General features: G+C 45.5%; 21 protein-coding genes. 5 read left to right on the top strand and 16 right to left on the bottom strand.

Annotated features, from left to right (window positions below; all coding sequences use genetic code 11):
* Positions 1–240: 240 nt before the first annotated feature.
* Both J2W69_RS07220 and rdgC read left to right on the top strand, forming a co-directional pair.
* Positions 241–1,995 (top strand): sensor histidine kinase, encoded by a 1,755-nt coding sequence (locus J2W69_RS07220; protein ID WP_310276059.1) that lies wholly within the window; start codon positions 241–243, stop codon positions 1,993–1,995.
* Between the two features lie 114 nt (positions 1,996–2,109).
* Entirely contained in the window at positions 2,110–3,006 is an 897-nt protein-coding gene (rdgC, locus tag J2W69_RS07215; RefSeq protein WP_310276057.1) for a recombination-associated protein RdgC, read from the top strand.
* 53 nt (positions 3,007–3,059) lie between these two features.
* Here the strand turns inward: rdgC and J2W69_RS07210 are convergent, their stop codons facing one another.
* From J2W69_RS07210 to J2W69_RS07135, 16 genes are all read right to left on the bottom strand, one after another.
* Positions 3,060–3,899 carry an HDOD domain-containing protein gene (locus tag J2W69_RS07210; RefSeq protein WP_310276055.1) on the bottom strand — a complete coding sequence of 280 codons (840 nt, stop codon included), beginning with the start codon at positions 3,897–3,899 and terminating at the stop codon, positions 3,060–3,062.
* A gap of 103 nt (positions 3,900–4,002) precedes the next feature.
* On the bottom strand, positions 4,003–4,422 hold the full coding sequence (locus J2W69_RS07205; RefSeq protein WP_310276054.1) for an HIT domain-containing protein: 420 nt from the start codon (positions 4,420–4,422) through the stop codon (positions 4,003–4,005).
* On the bottom strand, positions 4,412–7,078 hold the full coding sequence (locus tag J2W69_RS07200) for an ATP-binding protein (protein WP_310276052.1): 2,667 nt from the start codon (positions 7,076–7,078) through the stop codon (positions 4,412–4,414). Before J2W69_RS07200 ends, J2W69_RS07205 begins: the two co-directional genes overlap by 11 nt.
* 75 nt (positions 7,079–7,153) lie before the next feature.
* A complete protein-coding gene (locus J2W69_RS07195; protein ID WP_310276050.1) occupies positions 7,154–7,990 on the bottom strand; it encodes an MBL fold metallo-hydrolase in 837 nt (278 codons plus the stop codon).
* 8 nt (positions 7,991–7,998) lie between these two features.
* Positions 7,999–9,294: an NCS2 family permease gene (locus J2W69_RS07190; RefSeq protein ID WP_310276048.1), complete on the bottom strand. Its 1,296-nt coding sequence runs from the start codon at positions 9,292–9,294 to the stop codon at positions 7,999–8,001.
* 114 nt (positions 9,295–9,408) lie between these two features.
* A complete protein-coding gene (locus J2W69_RS07185; protein WP_310276045.1) occupies positions 9,409–10,947 on the bottom strand; it encodes a M17 family metallopeptidase in 1,539 nt (512 codons plus the stop codon).
* Positions 10,948–11,103: 156 nt separating this feature from the next.
* Positions 11,104–11,316, bottom strand: a complete 213-nt coding sequence (gene nqrM, locus J2W69_RS07180) for a (Na+)-NQR maturation NqrM (RefSeq protein ID WP_233078599.1) — start codon at positions 11,314–11,316, stop codon at positions 11,104–11,106.
* Between the two features lie 160 nt (positions 11,317–11,476).
* Positions 11,477–12,703, bottom strand: coding sequence for an NADH:ubiquinone reductase (Na(+)-transporting) subunit F (gene nqrF, locus J2W69_RS07175; protein WP_310276042.1), 1,227 nt, complete (start codon positions 12,701–12,703; stop codon positions 11,477–11,479).
* A 25-nt stretch (positions 12,704–12,728) separates the two neighbouring features.
* Positions 12,729–13,337 (bottom strand): NADH:ubiquinone reductase (Na(+)-transporting) subunit E, encoded by a 609-nt coding sequence (nqrE, locus tag J2W69_RS07170; protein WP_310276040.1) that lies wholly within the window; start codon positions 13,335–13,337, stop codon positions 12,729–12,731.
* A 10-nt stretch (positions 13,338–13,347) separates the two neighbouring features.
* Positions 13,348–13,977, bottom strand: a complete 630-nt coding sequence (locus J2W69_RS07165) for an NADH:ubiquinone reductase (Na(+)-transporting) subunit D (RefSeq protein ID WP_310276038.1) — start codon at positions 13,975–13,977, stop codon at positions 13,348–13,350.
* Positions 13,970–14,758 (bottom strand): Na(+)-translocating NADH-quinone reductase subunit C, encoded by a 789-nt coding sequence (locus J2W69_RS07160; RefSeq protein WP_310276036.1) that lies wholly within the window; start codon positions 14,756–14,758, stop codon positions 13,970–13,972. Before J2W69_RS07160 ends, J2W69_RS07165 begins: the two co-directional genes overlap by 8 nt.
* Positions 14,751–15,956 carry an NADH:ubiquinone reductase (Na(+)-transporting) subunit B gene (locus J2W69_RS07155; RefSeq protein ID WP_310276034.1) on the bottom strand — a complete coding sequence of 402 codons (1,206 nt, stop codon included), beginning with the start codon at positions 15,954–15,956 and terminating at the stop codon, positions 14,751–14,753. The genes J2W69_RS07160 and J2W69_RS07155 overlap by 8 nt, the downstream gene beginning before the upstream one ends.
* Before the next feature lie 2 nt (positions 15,957–15,958).
* Complete coding sequence (locus tag J2W69_RS07150) at positions 15,959–17,293, bottom strand: Na(+)-translocating NADH-quinone reductase subunit A (protein ID WP_310276032.1); 1,335 nt, start codon at positions 17,291–17,293, stop codon at positions 15,959–15,961.
* 322 nt (positions 17,294–17,615) lie between these two features.
* Positions 17,616–18,809 (bottom strand): enoyl-ACP reductase FabV, encoded by a 1,194-nt coding sequence (gene fabV, locus J2W69_RS07145; RefSeq protein ID WP_310276030.1) that lies wholly within the window; start codon positions 18,807–18,809, stop codon positions 17,616–17,618.
* 195 nt (positions 18,810–19,004) lie between these two features.
* The gene (locus J2W69_RS07140; protein WP_310276027.1) at positions 19,005–19,346 is read right to left on the bottom strand and encodes a BolA family protein; all 342 of its coding nucleotides are present in this window, start codon (positions 19,344–19,346) and stop codon (positions 19,005–19,007) included.
* A gap of 123 nt (positions 19,347–19,469) precedes the next feature.
* Positions 19,470–20,093 (bottom strand): alpha-ketoglutarate-dependent dioxygenase AlkB family protein, encoded by a 624-nt coding sequence (locus J2W69_RS07135; RefSeq protein ID WP_310276024.1) that lies wholly within the window; start codon positions 20,091–20,093, stop codon positions 19,470–19,472.
* A gap of 32 nt (positions 20,094–20,125) precedes the next feature.
* On the opposite strand from J2W69_RS07135, the gene J2W69_RS07130 reads away from it, so the two are divergent.
* Genes J2W69_RS07130 through J2W69_RS07120 form a run of 3 tightly spaced genes read left to right on the top strand, consistent with a single transcriptional unit; the run spans position 20,126 to position 22,431 of the window.
* Positions 20,126–21,265 carry a methyltransferase gene (locus J2W69_RS07130; RefSeq protein ID WP_310276021.1) on the top strand — a complete coding sequence of 380 codons (1,140 nt, stop codon included), beginning with the start codon at positions 20,126–20,128 and terminating at the stop codon, positions 21,263–21,265.
* 2 nt (positions 21,266–21,267) lie between these two features.
* Positions 21,268–21,822 (top strand): YajG family lipoprotein, encoded by a 555-nt coding sequence (locus tag J2W69_RS07125; RefSeq protein WP_310276019.1) that lies wholly within the window; start codon positions 21,268–21,270, stop codon positions 21,820–21,822.
* Positions 21,823–21,825: 3 nt separating this feature from the next.
* The gene (locus J2W69_RS07120) at positions 21,826–22,431 is read left to right on the top strand and encodes a peptidylprolyl isomerase (protein WP_310276017.1); all 606 of its coding nucleotides are present in this window, start codon (positions 21,826–21,828) and stop codon (positions 22,429–22,431) included.
* Positions 22,432–22,447: the final 16 nt, after the last annotated feature.

Below are 22,447 nucleotides of genomic sequence, written 5' to 3'. Positions count from 1 at the left end.
TCACGTCTATGCGTTCAATTATTGGACACTGATACCATACTGAATGCAACTGCAATTGAACACCATTAAATGCGTCTTTTGCCCTAATCTAACAATTTACTGCAGCGTATTGCCAAAGCAGCTCTTGTTGCCTAGTCTCTAAGTTATTTATTACATATAGTATTTTCATTTAAACAGATCTTCTATAAGTTAGTGTTTCAATGGTATTCATCATTAAGCCGAATCAAACAAGGTTGTTTCATGCAGCAGAAAAGTTTATCGCGTAAGCTGCTGACTAAAGTTTTGTCAGTGTATTTTATCCTGACCTTTATTGTGACTTTAGGCCAGATTGTTGCGGAGTACTTCAACACCAAAGATCATATCAACGGTGAATTGGCGACATTACAACAGACCTTTTCCGGCAGTCTGACCCGCGCTATTTGGGAGCTAAACACCCAACAAGCACTGATTATCGCTGACGGTTTGCTGGCGATCCCCGCCATCGAAGGCATTATAGTAAGGGATGATAGTGGCGCTGTTATTACACAACTGGGCCGTTACATAGATATCAGCGAACGTTACAGCAATCAACTGGTGCAGGAAGGTATTCGATTAACAGAACAAAACTCTGGTTTATTTGGTTATACCTTTCCGCTTATTTTTGAATTCTCCGGCCGTGCCACTCAGGTAGGCGATGTCACTCTGTTCTCCAGCCGCGCTGTGGTATTGGATCGGATAAAAATTGGTATTTATTTTCTGGTCGGTAATGCGATGTTAAAAACCACCTTTTTAATTATCCTGTTCTTACTGGCCTTCCGTAGTCAACTGACTTTACCCCTGAGTGAACTGACGCAACAAATTGAAGACCTGGAACTGGATCATCTGGAAGGCACTAAAGTTGAAGTCCGGCATGATGAAGCCAATGAACTCAGCGTGATGGCAGATGCCTTTAACCGCCTGATCGCCAGAGTCCAGGATTATAAAGTTCAGTTAGAAAGCACCCAGAAACAACTGCTGCATTCCAATGAGAAACTTGATCAGCACAACTTATTGCTGGAACAGGAAGTGGCCCGTAAAACCTCAGGCTTAAGTCAGGCCATGATGGATTTACAACAGCAAAAACAAGAGCTGGAAGTTAAACAACAAGCCTTACGGGAAGAAATAGAGCGCCGCCGCCATAGTGAAGAAGCTTTACGTGGTAAACAAAGCGAGCTGGAAAAAACTGTGGATGATTTAAAGCAAGCTCAGGATCGCTTAGTGCAGTCGGAAAAAATGGCAGCTTTGGGTGGTTTTGTCGCAGGCATTACCCATGAAGTAAATACCCCAGTGGGTATAGGCGTCACAGCCACCAGCTTTCTGGCAGAAAAACTGGCGGCGCTGGATCTGGCTTATAAAGATAAAACCTTGTCTCCTAAAGTGCTTGAGCATTTTATTGAAGAAGCCAAACAAAGCACCTCTTTACTGCAATCCAACCTGACACGTGCCTCTGAGCTGATTGCCAGCTTTAAACAAATAGCAGTAGACCAAACCAGTGATGCCATTCGTACTATTAATCTGGCCGAATATCTGCACGAAGTGATCCGGTCTTTACAGCCAAACTTTAAAAAAACCCGCCATCATATTGATGTGAACTGCCCCGAAAGCCTGATGTTGAGTTGCCCTGCCGGAGCCATTTCACAGATTTTCACTAACCTTTTAATGAACTCACTTATTCATGGTTTTGAAGAGCTGGAAGAAGGTTATATCCGCATTACCGTACTGGATGAAGGCCAGATGGTTGATATTACCTACTCTGACAATGGCCGTGGCTTGACTCAGGAGCAACTGGAAAAACTCTTCCATCCGTTTTTCACCACAAAACGTGATCAGGGCGGCAGCGGTTTAGGCACTCATATTACCTATAATCTGGTCCGTCAGACGCTGGGCGGTTCAATTCAGGTGAGCAGCGAACCTGGTCATGGCCTGAGCTACCATATTCGTTTCCCGAAAAATTTAAAACGTAATTCCTCAAGCTGATCCAAAGCCCGGTCTTGTGCACCGGGCTTTATTATTTTCAACGGAAAAAGTCAAAATCCTGCAGTTGAACTCTGTATACTAAGCCGCAATTCTTCAAGCTAGAGTAGTGAAATTATGTGGTTTAAAAATTTACGTTTATATCAGGTCACCGAAAACCTGAACACAGATCAGGACCAATTAGAGCAGGCCTTAGCTGCATTCAAATTTACCCCTTGCACCTCGCAGGAAGCCATTAAAATGGGCTTCACCAGCCCTTTGCATCCAAGCCTGAAACAGTATTGCCACCAGACCAATGACGTGATGTTGTTTGCGGTAAAACGTCAGGAAAAAGTGCTGCCAGGTTCAGTCGTCAACGAAGAGCTGGCACCAAAAATTGATGCGATGGAGCAGGAAAAAGGCCGTCCTTTAAGCCGTAAAGAAAAACAGGCGTTAAAAGAAGAACTGATCCAAACCCTGCTACCCCGTGCCTTCAGTAAATCCAGCGTGACGACCGCTTTGTATGACAAACAACAAGGCTGGTTATTAGTGGACACCAGCAGCGCCAGCAGAGCAGAAGAGTTACTTGCTTTGTTGCGTAAGGCTTTTGGCTCTTTACCTGCAATGCCACTTTTGGATAACCATCAGCTCAATCAGCAGCTGCATTTCTGGTTGCAAGGCAAAGAATTACCGGAAGGGTTTCAGTTAGGCGCTGAGGCCGAATTAAAAGCTCCGGATGAAGAAGGCGCTAAAGTACGTTTTATCAATCACTTACTCAGTGCTGACGAAGTGCAAAGCCATCTGCAGGATAAACTGGTAACTAAGCTGGCATTAGAGCAAGACGAAAAAGTCACCTTTTTGATCTGTGAAGACGGCAGTATTAAACGTCTGAAATTCCATGACTTGCTGTCAGGTTCTAACGAAGAAATGGGTTGGGATGATCTGATAGGTCGCTTAGATGCCGACTTATTGCTGATGACTGACGCCTTACGCCACGCATTGCTGCCACTAAAAGCCAATATTGCAGTTCAGTAAAACCTAATGTGAAAAGCCCTGCGTCACTGCAGGGCTTGATTCAAGTTTTTTTACTAGCTAAATAAAGCTTTTACTTCCTGAGAAATCAGACGAATTTCTGCGATGTCCATAAAGTTAGCGTCCGGCACTATATTGCGCTCAATATAAGGCTGAAACGCCTGCAAACGGGCTGTCCCTTCCAACGGACTCTGCACCAGAGCTCCCAGCCGGATAAAGTCGATATAACAAACCTGGTCAAGCTGATAGGACGAATTGTTCCAGTTCAGCACTATCTGTACGTAGGTATCTGAAAAATCCCAGGCACGCATAATGCTGGACCCTATCTGGCCAGATAAAGTGTTGAGGGCATTTTCTAAAAATTGTGGATCACCAAACACAGTTTGATAACGCTCAGCTTCAGTCAAAATGGGTAAAGCGCCAATCAGGTGCATCAAACCTGCCAGTGTCATCACGTCCAGATTTAAATTGCAATGTTTGTTCTCTGCCAGATAACGCTTTAAACAAGCCAGGGCTATGCTGGTGACATTGACGCTGTCACGCCAGACTTGTGACATCCTTTCTTTGATTTGCTCGTGCTGAGAGACAAAAAGTTGCTCCATCGCCATAGCAGTAGCAATATTTTTTACCTGACTTAAACCTATACGGGTAATGGCCTGATTCAGCGAGTTCACTTTAATAGAGCGCCCCATAAAAGCGCTGTTGGCTACTTTGATCATACGGGCGGCTAAAGCGGGATCCTGTGCTATCACATCCGTCATCATCTGCAGGTTACTGTCCGGATCGTCCGCTGTTCTCCTGACCCGAATAGCCATTTCTGGTAAAGTTGGCAGCACCAGCATATCTGTGCGGATCTTCTCAACCAATATGGTCAATAAGGCATTTTCAGCCGACATAACAAGGTTCCTTACAACAATAAATTTCAGACAATCAAGGCCTAATGCTAACTCAGATGCACCACAAAGAAAGTGGTAATTCTACTAGTTTAGGCCGAAACCATCATAAGGGTAGGGTTAATAACGCCAGCTTTTGTTTTAATTGCTGCAAGGCAGCTTCAGTATAAGCTCTGGCTGGTACTTTACCCCAGACAGGAGCGGGCCAGGCCAAATCATTCTCATAACGCACTATATGGTGCAGATGTAATTGCGGCACCATATTGCCAAGCGCAGCCAGGTTCAGTTTTTTGGCCTTAAAGGTTGATTTCAGGAAGACTGACAAATAAGCACTTTCCCGCCATAGCTGGTTCTGATCTTCCTGCGTTAAATCAATAATTTCAACCATGCCCGGACGTCTTGGGATCAAAATAAACCAGGGATAATTGGCATCGTTTTGCACGCGCAACTGGCACAAAGGCCAGTCGGCTAACCAGATACTATCGCGCTCGATCTCCGGCGCCAGCTCAAACCTATTATGACTCACTACTCACCTCCTGCTCTGTCCCTTGTTCTGCTGACACCAGAGCCACAAATTCAGCGATCAAAAGGCTAATCCGCTCAGTATCCGCACTTTTTGCCGCTTGCTCCAGTGTTGACATCAGTTCGGTTAACTGTGGATACCCCATACTGCCGGCACTGCCTTTGACACTATGAGCTTCATATTGCATACGACTCCAGTTGGCTGAAGACAACCACAGCTGGAAGTCGTGCAGCATGGCGGGCAGCGCCAGTTTAAAGTCTTGTTTGAGCTGTATGATGACAGGATCAGAGGCTAATTGTGCCTCCAATTGTTCATCCAGTGTAGTGCCTGCCTGACAAAACTTTTGTATCACAGCTAAGAAATCTTTTTGCACTATAGGTTTGGATAAAACCGCCTGACAGCCAGCTTTGAGATAACGGCTTTGATCTTCACTCATCACGTTGGCAGTCAGAGCCACTATAGGTAAGTCCATACCAGCATGACGTATCAAGGCTGTGGCTTCTTCTCCACCCATTTCCGGCATCTGCATATCCATCAAGACCAGATCAAAACTTTCCAGTAGCACCCGTTCAACGGCCTTATGGCCATTCTCCACAATCACAGCCTGAATACCTAACTTCTGCAACAACACCTGAATAAGCAGCTGATTGTCTGGGTTGTCTTCAGCCACCAGCAATTTGAGCTTGTGGTAATCTGTTGGCACTGCAAGCTCCAAAGCTTCCTCAGCAGGGCGCTGATAGCTGTGCACCAGACTAATATGCTGATGTTCACAAGCCATAATGATCTCAAAACAACTGCCAATACCTTTGACACTTTCCACCTGAATGTCACCCTGCATCTGTTCCATCAGTTTTTTTGAAATACAAAGGCCAAGCCCTGAACCACCAAAATTACGGGTGACGGCTGCATCAGCTTGCACAAAAGGCTGAAACAGCTTGCTAAGCTCTTGATCGGTAATACCTATGCCGGTGTCTTTAATTTTGATCCGCAGCACTTCTTCCGGGGTTTGATAGGAAACATGGATCACCACCTTGCCTTTCTGTGTAAACTTGACAGCATTTGAGGTCAGATTCAGCAGCACCTGACGAAATCTTAAGGTGTCGGTATAGATAAATTGAGGTAAGGGATAATTTAATTCCAGCAAACATTGCAGGCCTTTTTGTTCGGCCTGCTGTTTGGTCAGCTGATAAATATCATCCACTATGGCTAACAGATTGACCTGCTCGGTCAGCAACTCTAACTTATCGGCTTCTATTTTAGATAAGTCGAGAATATCGTTAATCAGTGCCAGCAAGTGATCGCCGCTACGCAGTACCCGACTCAAATAGTCCAACTGACGGTGAGGATCATTTTCATGGATAGCCTGCTCACTAAAACCAATAATGGCAGTCAGAGGAGTGCGAATTTCATGGCTCATATTAGCCAGGAACACGCTTTTTAGACGGTTAGCCTGCTCAGCCACTTCGCGTGCCAGAATCAATTGCTGATTGGCATCTTCCAACTGCTGATTGGCATTGGCTAAATCCTGAGTTCTGGCAGCCACTTTGTCTTCTAACTGCAGTTGATAAGCCCTCTCTCGTTCACGATACACTCGCAGTTGTCGTACCATGACGTTAAAAGCAGCAAACATATCACCTAACTCGTCCTGCTTTTTGACCGTCAATACAGTGGATAAATCCCCTCGCCCTACCGCAGTTTTAGCCACTGTGAGTTCCCGTATTGGCGTCAATACAAAACGGGCCAGCACCCTGTAAATCAATACGGGCAAACCTATACAAAACAGCACACAAAACAAGGCAATTAATGAGGGTTTATAGGCCATACTTTTGTCTAACAATGCAGGTTGAACCCCCATCACTAGTTGGTATGGGCCGGCTAAAGACACACCTGTTACCAACATGGATTGGCCAAGCAACAAGGTCGGAACAAACTGATGTTGGTCAACGCTGGCCTGAAGTTCAGTGAAATGCACCGGAGAAAACGCACTCCCCATCAGCAAGGCATTTTCAGCGAAGGTTATAGTTGCAGCCTGGCTAACCACTAAAGGAGCACGCAGATCCCCTGCTAACTGGCTTATTGCATGTTGAAAAAGTTGTGGTTTGATCACCAGAACCAGATAACCCCAAAGGCGTTTGATATCGCCGGCAGACTGTCCGGATAAATAGACTTTTTGTGCAACATACAAGTTGTTCTGACTGGAGCCTTGTTCACTGGACAGAAAAAAGCCGTTATCGTCCATCATCGACTGCAACGCAGAAAAATACTGGTTTCTAAATCTGCTGGTCTCAGCCGTCTTTTTCTGCAAAGGGATAGTTAACTGATAATCGCCATTTAAGCGAACAAACTTCACTGCACTAATGTCGGGATAAACACTGCGGTAGCGCTCAAATGTCTGCACTACTTCTGGTGCAAGCTGCAATTCGCCAGCGATAAAACGATCAACCAAAGGTTGAGCAGATAAAATCTGCAAGCTTTGTTGGTAAGAAGATAATGTAAGCCGTATATCTTGTTGCCTTTGTACCAGCTCATTTTTAATTTGCAAAAAAAGCTGTTGTTCGTAATAGCGGGCACTGAAGTGATAAGACAAATAACCCAGACATAATAAAGGCAAGACCAGGATAGGTAGCATGTAGACTACTAAAGTTTCACGTAACCTCATGAAGATCCTGGTTTATGCCCTAAAAGCGCTCTGGTATGTGGCAAAGCATAACCAGAGCGCTGAGGAACTACAAGACTAAGCTTTAAATAGCGTACGGATCCAACGTTCTTCGGTAATAAAGTTCCAGCTCCAGCTTTTCCATTGTGCTGACAAACCTTGCGTTACTATTTGGTCTTCAGTTTTGCCTTCCGCTTTCATCGCATTCACTTCAGCCAGTGTCTGCTCCATCATAGTTAAAAAGCGCTGTAAGCCGGCCTTATCCATTAAATCACCGTGGCCAGGGATTAACCTGGTCTTATCGTCGATTTGTCCCAGCAGGGTTTTGACGTTGTTTATGTAGCCAGCTACGTCGCCGCCACTGTTCAGATCGATAAAAGGGAAACGGTCAGCAAAAAACAGATCGCCCATATGCAGTACATTGGCTTCTTTAAACCACACCACAAGATCGCCATCCGTATGACTGACGGGCATAGTCACCAGCTGTAAATCAACTCCATTCAGCGACAGCTGTTTTTCACCAACAAAAGTCTCTGTGGGTAAGCCAGCAACCGGGAATTTGTTGTCGGCTTTTAACCGGGTTAATACATTGGTATGAGCAATAATCTGAGCGCCAGAGGCTAAAGCCGCATTGCCATTGACATGATCACCATGAAAATGGGTATTGATAAGAGTCTTGATCTGCACCCCGGCTTCTTTGCTTTCAAGCTCAGCCTTGATTTGAGGCACCATATGCTCGTACTGTGAATCCACCACCAGCGCACCTTCTGGCCCCACCACAGCGGCAATATTACCTCCAGCGCCTTTAATCATATATAAGTGAGGTGCCAACTGAGTGCTTGTGACCTGTACTTTATCCTGAGCTATTGCCGTAGCAGACAACAACAAAGCGAATAACACTGTAACTTTTTTCATACCCTTCCTTATGCAAAGAAAAATTTCGCAGCAAAGACAGCTGTTAATACCCAGACACTCAAGGTCGTTTTTGACAAACGCCCTGTGACCAAACACAGCACCGCGTAAGTAATAAAGCCCATACCTATGCCATCGGCAATTGAAAACGTCAGCGGCATCATCACCAGAACTACGACTACAGGTACGGATTCGATCAGATCATCCCACTCTACATGCTGCAAACTGCTCAGCATCAAAGTGGCCACATAAAGTAATGCCCCGGCCGTAGCATAAGCTGGCACCATGGCAGCCAAAGGGGATAACCAAAGCGCGGCTAAAAAGGCCAGCCCAACCACTATTGCAGTTAACCCAGTACGCCCTCCTGCACTGACACCAGCTGTACTTTCCACATAACTGGTAGTGGTGGACGTACCCAATAAAGATCCAGCTATAGTGGCGGAACTGTCAGCCAATAAAGCCCCTTTTAAACGGGGGATTTCCCCATTCGATTTCAACAAGCCAGCTCTTTGACTGACTGCCACCAAAGTACCACTGGTATCAAACAAATCTAAAAATAATAAACTCAAAATCACAGGCAACATGGCCCATTGTAAAGCCGCAGCAAAATCCAGCTGCAAAAAAGTAGGAGCTAAAGAGGGGGGCATAGCCACTATGCCATTAAATTCTGTATCACCCCGCCACCAACCAATAGCAGTGATCACTAAAATGCTGATAAATACTGCGGCATGTTGTTTACGGTGCGCCAGTGCAAAAATCAAAAAGAAACCTGCGATTGCCAGCAGTACTTTAGGGTCGTGCAAATTGCCCAAAGTCACTAAAGTAGCAGGGCTGGCCACTATGATATTGGCAGTTTTTAATGCAATCAGCGCCAGAAACATGCCTATACCAGCAGCTATGCCCATCTTTAACGCAAAAGGAATACTCTGGATAATCCATTCACGAATTTTAAAAATACTCAGCAGTAAAAATAAAACACCGGAGCAAAATACTGCGGCTAAAGCCGTCTGCCAGCTATGACCTTGTTCCAGCACTATCACATAAGTAAAAAAAGCATTAAGCCCCATACCCGGAGCCAAAGCCACGGGTAAATTCGCCAGCATACCCATTGCAATAGAACCAAAAGCTGCTGCCAGACAAGTGGCAACAAAAACAGCGCCGTGATCCATGCCGGTTTGCGCCAGCATACTGGGGTTCACAAAGAGGATATAACTCATCGCCATAAAAGTGGTTAAACCTGCGATCAGCTCTTTTTTGATACTGGTCTGGCGCGCCGTCAGCTCAAAATAACGATCTATAAAATTCATAAAGAATTATCCATTTGTGAAAAACCAATCTGTCACTTGCCTATGTGCCATGATCTATAGAGCAAAAACCCGAAGCATAGCCCCGGGTCTTTAAACAGCCAAGCAAATTTTAGTTTAGAGGCAGTAGTAAGCGGCCAAAGCAGCCACTGGTGCGGCTGATGGTTTACCATGTTGCCAGTCGCCGCCGTCCACACCACTGCCCGCTATATCTATATGACAATAAGGCAGTGGCTGTTCTGTGTTTAATGCATGCTGATCCAAACCAGCAGCGGCCACTAAAAAAGCCATAGGGAATTGATGTCCACGTGGCGTTACAGAAGAAGGTGCGTTGTTGCAGCTTAATAAGTCATCGGCAGAAGTGCGGCCTTTGATAAAGCTGAAATCTTCCCGACGACTGCGGGATATTTCACTTGGATCGGCCCACAAATCACCAGTCATAGCCAAATCGGCAGACAAACCTATACGACGGGCGGCCCCATTTTCTACCAAAGCAGTGTAAGGGCCAACAGCACGGGCAGCATGACCAGTTAAAGTGGCAATCGAATACAAAGTTGGATTGACAGCGGTTTTAGCGTCTTCACGTAAATGCGATAACAAATCGGCCAGTACCAGACGGCCTTCGGCGTCTGTATTACCGATACGTACCCGCACACCGGCATGGCTGGTAATAATTTCATCCGGCACAAAAGCGTCTGCGCCAATGCTGTTACGCACAGCGCCAATTTCAGCAATGATTTTTAAACCTTTGGGCTTGAGCACAGCCACAGTTTTCAGAAAACCAGCCACAGCTGCAGCACCGCCCTTGTCGCGGCTCATACCGGCCATACCGCCGCCGATTTTTAAGTCGGCACCCCCAGTGTCATAAACCAGACCTTTGCCGGCAAACAATAAGGTGTGTTCAATCTGACCTTCACCCTGATATTCCAGCCGGATCACTGCAGGTTTATGACGGTCCACCTGCAAAGAACAGCGCGCCACCGCCATCAACAATGGATACTCTTTTTGCAGCACGTCAACTTTGGTTTCTACCGATACCTGAACATCAGTGCCAGCAAAAGTTTCAACACAATAATCAGCAAAACGTCGTGGTGCCATGCGCTCAGGTTCAGTGCCACATAAATCACGGGCTACACGTTTCCCGGCTTCAACAGCACTCATATAACTGGCCTGCTGTTCCGACACTGCAATCACCCCAATCGCAATAACAGGTTCTATGGTGGCTTCACCGCGGGCTTCACGGCCCTCTAATGGCTGCCACAAGGCCTGACAAGCACCTAAATAAGCCACTTCAGCTGCATATTGATAAGCATCAGAATCTGGCGCTATCACATATAAAGCAGGAGATTTAGCACCTGCAGCTTTGGCCTGACTGATACCTTGTTTAGCAGCATCATAAAAACCACGGACATCATCATAATCTCTGTCCAGCGGGCCTGTAGGTGACAGCACCAAACGTTGTCCCGGCGCTTTGCCTGACAGCAACAACACTGTTTCTTTACCTATACGATGGTCGACAGCTGCAGCAGCGTCTATTTCTTGCTGTAACTCTGTCACAGCAGTAAAACTGGACGCGACAATAATAAGTGCATCCCATTGAGAGTCATTCAGTGCAGCCTGAACAGAAGAAACCGCGATAGCAACCGGATAAGACATAAAGGTGACCTCAGGAAAAAAATGAGCTGCATTATTGAATAAGCGGCGCTTTGAGGCAAGAGAACGAAATGAAGTCAGGTACAAGGCCTGTAGCTAAAAACTGACAAGCCAGCAGAAGCTGGCTTGATGGTCGTTCAAAAGTGCAAAGAAGTACTATCAAATAATTTTATTCTGCTGCCATTCCTGCTCTTTTTTCATCCGCTCTTTACGTTTCTCACAAGGCGTATCGCAATCACAGGCTTTTTCTATGCCTAAAGCACCTAAACCACCACAGCTGCCTGCTATGGTTTTACGTTGCACCATGTAACCTATAGCCATAGCAGCAACTACAACTATCAGGATGACAAAAGTAAAAATAAAAACTTCCATAGCAACCTCATCAAACTTAGAAGCATTGAACAAACAGTCTGCCTGCTTGCTCTGTAAAGGCGGCTATTGTAACAAGTTTCGACCACAATCCCTATGCAAAAACAAACTGCTGACAAATAAAAATGGGGTCCCAGGGACCCCATTTTCAATTTGCTTTGGCTTAACCGCCGAAGTCGTCCAACAGTATGTTGTCGTCTTCTACGCCTAAGTCTTTCAGCATGTTGATCACCGCTTTGTTCATCATCGGTGGACCACACATATAGAACTCACAGTCTTCCGGAGCTTTGTGGTTTTTCAGGTAATTTTCAAACAATACGTTGTGAATAAAACCTGTGTAACCAGTCCAGTTATCTTCCGGCTGCGGATCAGACAGCGCTGTATGCCAGACAAAGTTTTCATTTTCGGCAGCCAGCATGTCGAAGTCTTCAACATAAAACATTTCACGCTTGGAACGGGCACCGTACCAGAAGCTCATCTTACGTTTGGATTTCAGACGACGTAACTGGTCAAAAATGTGCGAACGCATTGGGGCCATACCAGCACCACCACCTACGAATACCATTTCTGCTTCAGTTTGTTTCGCGAAGAATTCACCGAATGGACCGGAAATCGTCACTTTATCGCCAGCTTTTAAGCTCCAGATGTACGAAGACATTTTACCGCAAGGTAAGCTCAGGTTATTTGGCGGCGGAGACGCGATCCGCACGTTTAACATGATAATGCCTTCTTCTTCCGGATAGTTCGCCATAGAGTAAGCACGAATAGTTTCTTCGTCTACTTTGGACTCCAGCGTAAAGAACTTAAAGCGTTCCCAGTCACCACGGTATTCAGCCGGAATATCAAAATCAGCGTACTTCACATGGTGCGCAGGCGCTTCAATCTGAATGTAACCACCGGCGCGGAAAGGCACTGATTCGCCATCAGGAATAGCCAGCTTCAACTCTTTGATAAAGGTTGCTTTGTTATCGTTAGAGATAACTGAACATTCCCATTTTTTAATACCAAAGATTTCAGGTTCAACTTCAATTTCCATGTCAGTTTTCACACTGACCTGACAAGCTAAACGACAACCTTCACGACGATCACCTTTAGTCAGGTGGCCCATTTCAACAGGTAAAACGTCGCCGCCACCTGCATGAACATGAACACGACACTGACCACAAGAACCACCGCCACCACAAGCTGACGACAGGAAAATACCTTTATCAGCTAAAGCGTTCAGTAATTTGCCGCCGGCTTTTGTCTGAATGGCTAACTTAGGGTCGCCATTCACTCCAATGGTAATGTCACCTGAAGACACCAGTTTGGCTTTCGCTGCTAAAATCATAACAACTAAAGCTACAACCAGCAGGGTGAACATCCCAACGCCAAGATATATCTCTTGCATTGTTCTTTCCTTTTACAGCTATTGCTTACAGTGAAACGCCTGAGAAGGACATAAAGCCCAAGCCCATTAAACCAACCATGATAAAACGTGAACCTAAACCACGCACGCCAGCTGGCATGTCGGCATATTTCAGTTTTTCACTGACGGCGGCCATTAAAGTGATAGCCAGAGTCCAGCCAATACCACTACCTATACTAAAAACTACGCTTTCACCAAAGCTATAATCGCGCTCAACCATAAAGGCGACAGCACCAAAAATAGCGCAGTTTACGGTGATCAAAGGTAAGAAAATACCTAAGGCGTTGTACAAAGCAGGAACGTACTTGTCTAAGAACATCTCTACGATTTGTACCAAAGCCGCGATCACACCAATGTAGGTGATAAAGCCAAGGAAACTTAAGTCTGTATCAGGAAAACCTGCCCAGGCTAAAGCACCAGGAGCCAACAGGTTGTGGTAAACCAAATTGTTCACAGGCACAGACAAGGCCAATACGAAAGTCACTGCCAAACCTAAGCTAAAGGCTGTTTTGACTTGTTTTGACACAGCAATAAAAGTACACATACCGAGGAAAAAGGCCAAAGCCAGGTTCTCGATAAAGACTGCACGGACAAATAAACTAATGTAATGTTCCATTTATAGCCCCTTATGCCTTCTCAACTTGCTCTGGACGGAAAGCCCGCAGAACCCAGATTAACAAGCCAATAATGATAAACGCACTAGGTGCAATCAACATCATACCCATTGGCTGATACCAGCCACCAGCGCTGACTAAAGGCAGAACTTCAACACCAAATAAAGTACCAGAACCAAACAGCTCACGTATAAAGGCAACAATCAGCAACAGCACAGAGTAACCCAGACCATTACCAATACCGTCCAGGAAACTCATACCTGGGCCAGTTTTCATTGCATAAGCTTCAGCGCGGCCCATAACGATACAGTTGGTAATAATCAAACCAACGAATACCGACAGCTCTTTCGCCACGTCGTAAGCAAAAGCTTTTAATACCTGATCTACCACGATAACCAGGGACGCAATAATAGTCATCTGAACTATGATACGAACGCTGGAAGGTATGTGGTTACGGATCAAGGAAATAAACAGGTTAGAGAATGCGGCTACCACAGTAAGCGCAATACCCATCACCAAAGCTTTTTCCATTTTGGTTGTTACTGCTAACGCAGAACAAATACCCAACACCTGCAAAGCAATAGGGTTGTTGGCAAAAATGGGGCCAAACAGAACGGTTTTAATTTCTTTTGCACTAGCCATTGTTTAATGCTCCGTCACGAACTTTGGTCAGGAAAGGTGCAAAACCTTTGGCTCCTGCCCAGAAATCGAAAGTATTCTGTACACCATTGCTGGTTAAAGTGGCACCTGACAGACCATCCACTTCATAAGCTGAAGTTGGGTTGGCGTTGCCTGGTTTCATCACTTTAATGGCTGGGGCACCAGATTCATCTAACAACTTTTTACCGACGAACTGAGCTGTCCACTTTGGATTCTGCACTTCACCACCTAAACCAGCTGTTTCGCCTTGTTCATAGTAGTTAATGCCTTTGATGGTATTTCCATCATTATCCAGAGCTAAAAAGGCATGCATAGTCGACCACAAGCCATACCCATGAACAGGTAAAACTATGGCAGATAAGTTGCCTGACTCAACGCCATCGTTGTAGGCAAAGTAGACAGGAGCTACATTGGCACGGCTTTTAATCGAAGCCATATCGTCTGCACCTGCCAGTCTGATACTGGTATCAGGTGCTTTCATGGCTCTGCGGTAGTCATAGCTTGCAGGGGCCATATCAACGAATTCACCTGTATTCAGGTCAACTAAACGTTCCTGAATATGTTTGGTGTATAACTCTTTGATATTGCCTTCTGTTAACAAACCCGTAACTGCCAAGACGTTTTTCTGACTGTCCAGCAACTTGTTTTCAATTTGTTTTGGACGCAATTGTACAGCAGCAGTAGCTACTAAAATCGCACAAACCAAACATAAAGCAATCACCACAAAAAAGGTTTTGCCAATACTATCGTTATTACTAAACATTACGGGCAAGCCTCCGTTTGATATTCCCCTGGGCCACCATGTAGTCAAACAATGGTGAGAATAAGTTAGCGAACAAAATTGCTAACATCATACCTTCAGGATAAGCAGGGTTGACCACACGGACCATCACCACCATAAAGCCAATCAGGAAACCATAAGCCCATTTGCCCGGGTTGGTAAATGAGGCTGATACAGGGTCTGTGGCCATAAAGAACATACCAATAGCAAAACCACCCAGAACTATGTGCCAGTACCAAGGCATAGCAAACATAGCGTTTGTTTCTGAACCTATCATATTGAACATAGTGGCAAACACAGCTGTACCAGCTAACACGCCAAGCACAATACGCCATGAAGCAATACGGAAATAGATTAAGGCTAAACCACCAATCATCAGAGCTAAGAAGGATGTCTCACCGACTGAACCCGGGATAAAACCATAAAAAGCATCCCACCACTGGGCATTGATTGACCAGTCAGCTACTTCACCGTTGGCCGCTTTGGACAACCAGGTTGCACCTGAAAAACCATCAGCCACTGTCCATACTTTGTCACCTGAAATCTCTGCCGGATAAGCAAAAAACAGGAAAGCACGACCAGCTAAAGCAGGGTTTAAGAAATTACGGCCTGTACCACCAAAGACTTCTTTTGCTACAACCACACCAAAAGTGATACCTAAAGCGGCTTGCCACAGAGGGATAGAGGCTGGAAGAATTAAAGCGAACAGGATAGAGGTGACAAAGAAGCCTTCGTTGACTTCATGCTTACGCACTGAAGCAAATAATACTTCCCAGAAACCACCTACGATAAATACAGTGGCATAAATAGGCAGGAACCAAACGGCACCGTACCACATTTTACTACCCCAGCCCGATTCCGCACTCAGCTCACCACCGAGTAACTGGAACAAAGCCACCTGCCAGGTATCAGGCGTACCAAAACCAGCCTGCAGCGCGATAACCGCCTGATGACCGATATTGAACATGCCAAAAAACAATGCAGGGAATAACATTAACCAGACAAAAATCATGATACGTTTCAGATCGATACTGTCACGCACGTGAGTACCCGCTTTGGTCACAAGACCTGGAGTATACAGAACTGTAGCTACGGCTTCGTATAAAGCGTACCACTTCTCGTACTTACCGCCTTTCTCGAACTGCGGCTCAATACTTTCTAAAAAATGCTTTAAACCCATTTTTAGCCTTCCTTCTGGATCGTCGTCAGGCACTCACGCAATGCTACGCCATAGTCATATTTACCAGGGCAAACAAAGGTACATAATGCCAAATCTTCTTCATCCAGCTCTAAACAACCTAAAGAGACTGCACCATCTGAATCACCAACCAACAGGTCACGTAATAACAGAGTAGGCAGAATATCCAGTGGCATCACACGTTCATAGTTTCCAATAGGAACCATAGCCCGAGATGAACCATTGGTAGTAGTGGTCATGTTAAACAGACGCTTTGGATTTAAATGCGATAAATAAGCACGGGTGACTGAGAATTTTTCAGAACCAGGCATAACCCAGCCTAAAAACTCTTTGTCGTAGCCTTCAGCCAACACAGACACCTGATTGTGGAAACGGCCTAAATAACCGTGAACACCAGTGGCTGCCGCACCTGCTAATACAGAACCGGAAATAATACGGTTCTGACCTTCCTGCAGCTCACCTGCGGTCAGTTCAGCCAGAGATGCACCAGCAATAGTTTTCAGCAAACGTGGATTTTTCACTACGGGACCGGCTAAAGAGACTACACGTTCAGCATTCAGTTGACCTGAAGTGAAGAGTGCGCCGATAGCAATGACGTCCTGATAGTTAATATGCCATACCACTTTTTTGATGCTGACAGGGTCAAGGAAGTGAATATGAGTGCCTGGTAAACCAGCAGGGTGTGGACCGTCGAACTCTTCAACCTGCACAACAGGAACTGAAGGAATGGTGGCACCCGCTTTTTTACACAAATAGACTTTATCAGACAAACGGGATAACACTGTTAAACCATTGCTGAAGTCTGCACTACGCTGCGCTATCACTACTGTCGGATCAGCAGCTAATGGATTGGTATCCATAGCAGTGACGAAAATAGCTCGTGGCGTGCTGTCAACAGCTGGCGAAGTGCTGAATGGTCTGGTGCGTAAAGCAGTCCACAAACCTGAACCAGTTAAGTTCTTCTTCACTTGTTCAACAGTTAACGAAGCAAGTTCTGCAGTGGTGAATGAATCAAAAGCAACAAAATCGTCACCTTCAGCTTCAATCACAACAGACTGCAACACACGCTTAGCGCCGCGGTTGATTTCTTTCACTGTACCGGCAACAGACGCCGTGAAAAACACGCCAAGGTTCTTTTTGTCTTCAAAAAGAGCCTGACCTTTTTTCACACGATCCCCAACCTCTACCAGCATTGTAGGACGCATACCGACGTACTCTTCGCCAAGTACAGCAACGTGTTTGATGGACGGGCCATCATGTATGTCTTGTTTGGGACTGCCCGAGAGGGGAATGTCCAATCCTTTTTTGATTTTTATCATACGTACTTGCACTTTTTAACGGGAAGAAACAGGGCCTGGTTTTATCGGCTGCTCGCCGCGCGTAGCATCCGGGACCTCAACAGCCTAACCTCTGTTGCAGGTGGCGGACACACGTACCAAAGTCGCGGATTCTAGCACTAAACATAAGTGCTATCTATGTTAATCAACAAAATTATCCGGCATTTCAGCCGACTGAAGCTCAGTGTAGCCAAGTTTTTTAACTTTGCCTTTTGTCTGTTGCTGCAATGGTTTCAAATTCAGTGAAATCAGCCAAAAACCAAAAATTTTCGAAAAAAAAGCCGCATTCAGCGGCTTCTTCAAGTTACTGCACCAAATTTTTCAGCGGCAATAAAGCCTGCACATCGGCGTTATAATCGACATGACCATAGCCAAAACCGAATAAGCGAAGGAACTCATTGTGATAGCCTTTGTAATCGGTCAGCTCATCAATGTTTTCTGTCGTCACCTGACCCCACAAGTCTTTTACTGCAGACTGGATATGATCAGACAATTCTTTGCCATCCATACGCAGACGACCGCCTTCATCTAAAGTACGGCTGTTGTTGTACAACGCTTGCTGGAACAAACCATAAATCTGTTCGATACAGCCTTCATGAGTGCCTTCGGCTTTCATCACACGGTACAACAGGGAAATATACAACGGCATAATAGGAATGGCTGAACTGGCTTGTGTTACTAAGGCTTTTAATGAAGCCACATAAGCGTGACCAGCAACCGAATCCAGTTTTTGTGTGATGGCAGCAGCAGCGCGATCTAAATCTTCTTTAGCTTTGCCGATAGTGGCTTTGCCATAGATTGGCCAGGTCAGTTCTTTACCAATGTAAGTGTAGGCAACGGTCTGGCAACCTTCAGCCAGCACACCGGCTGCATGTAATTGATCCAACCAGCGTTCCCAGTCTTCACCGCCCATTACTTTGACGGTATTGAAGATTTCTTCATCAGATGCAGGTTCAACTGAAACACTTTCAATTTCACGTTTGCTGGTATTTAAGGTTTTTGCTGTATAAGCCTGAGCTATAGGCTTTAATACAGAGCTGTACACTTCGCCAGTCACCGGATCTTTACGACGTGGTGCTGCCAGGCTGTAAACCACCAAATCAATTTTACCCATTTCACGACGGATTAAATCAATAGCCTGAGACTTTAGCTCGTCAGTAAAAGCATCACCGTTCAGATGCTTATTCCATAAACCTTCGGCAGCAGCAGCCTGTTCAAAAGCCACAGTATTGTACCAGCCGGCTGAAGCCGTTTTTCCTTCTGTCGGTTCTTTTTCAAAAAAGATACCTAAGGTTTTAGCGCCAGATGCAAAAGCTGATGTAATGCGGGAAGCCAGGCCGTAGCCTGTTGAAGCACCTATAACTAAGACGTTTTTTGGACCACCGGTAACTGTGCCCTGGGCTTTGACATAATCAATTTGTTCCTGCACATGAGCAGCACAACCGACCGGATGTGCGTTAGTGCAAATAAAACCACGAATTTTAGGTTGGATAACCATAACAAAACCTATTGTTGGTTGAAAATTGTCAGCTAGTTTAAGCCGTTAGCTTAAAAAACAGGTCTGATCAGCAAAAATAGCAGTAGTGGGCATTCAAAAACAAGAACTTAGTTCGATCTGGAACAAGAAGAATAAGGCAGAGTACAGCAGCAGACAAAGTTAAAGCGTCTTACGACGCTTCAACTTTATCGGATCTCAGGATTCCGGCAACGCAGTTTTTTCTCTTTTACTGCCGCCAAAACATTTTGGCGAAGCCGGTGGTTTTTCGGCGTAATACTCGTACCATTCACCAGGCGTATAGGTGTGCAAGGCTAAAGCATGAATTTTTTCGGCTAACTCCTCGGCCACTATCGCATTCACTGCTCTGTGGCGGTTTAACAATCTCATGCCATTAAAGGCATCTGTCACTATCACTACTTTAAAATGCGATTGTGAACCCGGTGCCACACTGTGCATATGGCTTTCATTGACCACGTCAAGGAACACAGGATCAAATGCGCTCAATAACTTCTGTTCTATTGCGGTATGAACCAACATAGCTGAACCCTTTTATTGCTCCCTCACCTCTACTCTAGTTAAGGCAATACGCCTTGTCAGCCCGCTTTTTCGCAAAAGTGAAGGAAAATCTGCTAAGCGACTGCTGCCATAGAGAAAATATAATTAAGTTGTTTTTTGCTTGATTTCACGGAAAGTCAGGTTTATGCGCCCCTCTGTAGCCGCTGCCATTTTTGGCACTCTGTGCAGCCAGTTTGCCTGGCATGGACCTGTCATCAGCAATAACGAACCCTGCCCCAGTTCCAGCTTTAGCTGTGTCCCTAAGCTCTTGTGTTTTAAATCAAAAAAGCGCTTTTGTCCCAAACTTAAAGAGGCAATATGAGGATTATTCCCAAGTTCAGGTTCATCATCACTATGCCAGCCCATATGCTGCTGACCATCAGCATACCAGTTCAGCAACACACTATTAAACTGGCTCTGACAAGCTTGATTGACCCTGTCTGTTAATTGCTTTACCAGCGGATGCCAGGGTTCAGGTTCAAACAGCACGCCTGAATATTTGTAACTGCAGTGAGGATCGCCCATCCATACCTGCTGTCTTGGTATAAGCACCGCCTTGCCAAAGATTTTAATAGCTGGCTGTTGCCAGTTGAGTTCGTGCGCTAATTGCTGATAACAGCGCTCTGCCTGCGCTTGCGGCAGCCATTCAGGCCAAAATAACAACTCCGCATCTGGTAATACAAAGTGTTGCAACGATCCATGGTTGTCGCTCTGGTGTGCTCGTGTCAAAATACAACCTTCTCTTCTTTAAGTTGAATGGCATGAATACTATTTTTACCGTCGCTGACAAGCAACTGCAGCTGGACAGATTACCTCTGGGGCAAAGCAATCGCAGCCTGCAAGCCTGGGATGCAGCCGATGAATTGCTGTTGCAGCAAGCTTTACCTTTGCTCAATGAGCGCGCTGGCTTAAAAGTGCTGGTGATGCACGATTTGTTTGGCGCTTTGTCATGCGCTTTAGGTGACTATCCGCACAGTCAGCAAAACGATTCAGTACTAAGCCAGCAAGCGACTGTTTATAACAGACAACAAAACGGCTTATCCGCAGATAGCGTCTGTTTTATTGACAGTGTTACGGCTTTGCCTGCCGATTTGGATCTGGTTCTGTTAAAAGTACCCAACAATCATGGTTACCTGCGCTTCATGTTACAGCAATTGAGCCAGGTGGTTCGGCCTGACACTCTGATTATCGCTGCTGCCAAAGCTAAAGATATTCATAAAAACTTGCTGGCTATTTTTGAGCAGGAATTAGGCCCAACTCAGGCTTCTCTGGCCCAGAAAAAATGCCGGACTATTCATTGTTCGCCTCGTGGTGAAGCCAGGGCTTTTACCTACCCTATTCAGTGGGAGTTGCCTGATTATCAATTGACGCTGGTCAATCACGCTAATGTGTTTGCCAAAGAGCAACTGGATATAGGTGCACGTTTCCTGCTGGAGCATTTACCAATGCTGGACGCAGGCGCTTTAGTGGCCGATTTAGGCTGCGGTAATGGAGTGCTGGGTCTAGCTTTATTAAAACAACAACCTGAAGCTAAAGTTATTTTTACCGATGACTCCTACATGGCTGTAGAGTCATCCAAAGCATCAGTCGAATTAAATGCAGCTGAACTAATGTCTCAGTGCGAGTTCAGAACAGACGACTGTTTAGCCGGTCAGGCCGATCAAAGCCTGGACTATGTGATCTGTAATCCGCCTTTCCATCAACAACAGGCAGTGACAGAACATATTGCCTGGCAGATGTTTAACGATGCCAAACGGTGTTTAAAAGCTGGTGGTAAGTTACGTATTGTGGCGAACAGGCATTTGCCTTATTACGAAAAAATGACGGTATTGTTGGGTGGTTGTCGCCATATTGCCAGCAACAACAAATTTGTGATCCTCGAATCAACCAAAAGGAAATAACTATGCGCTTTGTATTAGTGGCTTTCAGCCTGGCTTTAGCTGCCTGCAGCAGCACTTCATCTTCTTTTTTAGTCACACCTCAAGTGTTCTGGAATCAAAGCAAAACGCTGTCAGGTGCTGAGTTTGTGTTAACAGTGGTGGATCAGCGTCCATCTGACCAGACTTTATTTTTACGTAAAGGCACAGCAGTCACCAGTATGCCCACCAGTAATAACCTGGCTCAACAGTTAGAATCTACCTTGTCGGATGCAATGACAGCCCAGGGTGCTAAATTAACATCCAGCAGTGTGACTACTATGACCATACAGATCCTGAAGCTATCCGCTGATGCCGACCAACGTACAGTGGAACACGTAGTGAAAAACGATGTGGAACTTCGCATCGCTATTCAAAACAACAGTGGTTCTTTTGATAAAGTTTATGCTGGCAAAAGCAGCTTCTCTGGCCCATTTAAATTAGACAACGCTGCGGCCGAAGTGAAACTGCGGGTATTGACTGAACAAGTGCTGGCTGAACTGCTGAACGACAGCAGCTGGCATTCTTATGTGAAGGGCTAAGTGATGCGTCTGGTTACTTTCACTTTGCTTGCGCTGTTTTCTGTATCTGCTTTGGCTGTGGTTGATATGAAAAAACCAACGGGCAAATACGTACAGCAAGATAATCTGTTTCCTAAAGTAAAACTGGTGACTTCAGTGGGTGATATCACTGTTGAACTGGACAGAACCAGAGCCCCTTTGGCGGTCAATAACTTTCTGAGTTACGTTAATACCAAAGCCTATGACAATACGGTTTTTCATCGTCTTGAACCTGAATTTGTGATACAGGGTGGCGGTTATAAACCTGATCTGGCACCTATAGACGAATTCCCTGCTGTATTTAATGAGTCAGGTAATGGTGCTAAGAATCAGTTTGGCAGTATAGCGATGGCGAGGAACAACGATCCCCATAGTGCAACCAGTCAGTTCTTTTTTAACCTCAATGACAATGCAAGTCTGGATCCGGGACGAAACTGGGGTTACACAGTCTTTGGTCAAATCCAGGATGGCTTTGAAGTGCTGGAAAAAATCAAACTGCTGGAAACCCATACCGATGAAAAAACCGGCTGGCAAAACGTACCCAAACAACCCATTATTTTAAAACAAGTGATTTTACAGCCAGAACAATAAAGCCTGACTATACTAG

It is taken from the genome of Rheinheimera soli, assembly GCF_031457405.1.
GTDB classification, from domain to species: domain Bacteria; phylum Pseudomonadota; class Gammaproteobacteria; order Enterobacterales; family Alteromonadaceae; genus Pararheinheimera; species Pararheinheimera soli_A.
The sequence above is the reverse complement of the archived record's forward strand: the minus strand, read 5'-3'. Positions and strand labels throughout refer to the sequence as shown.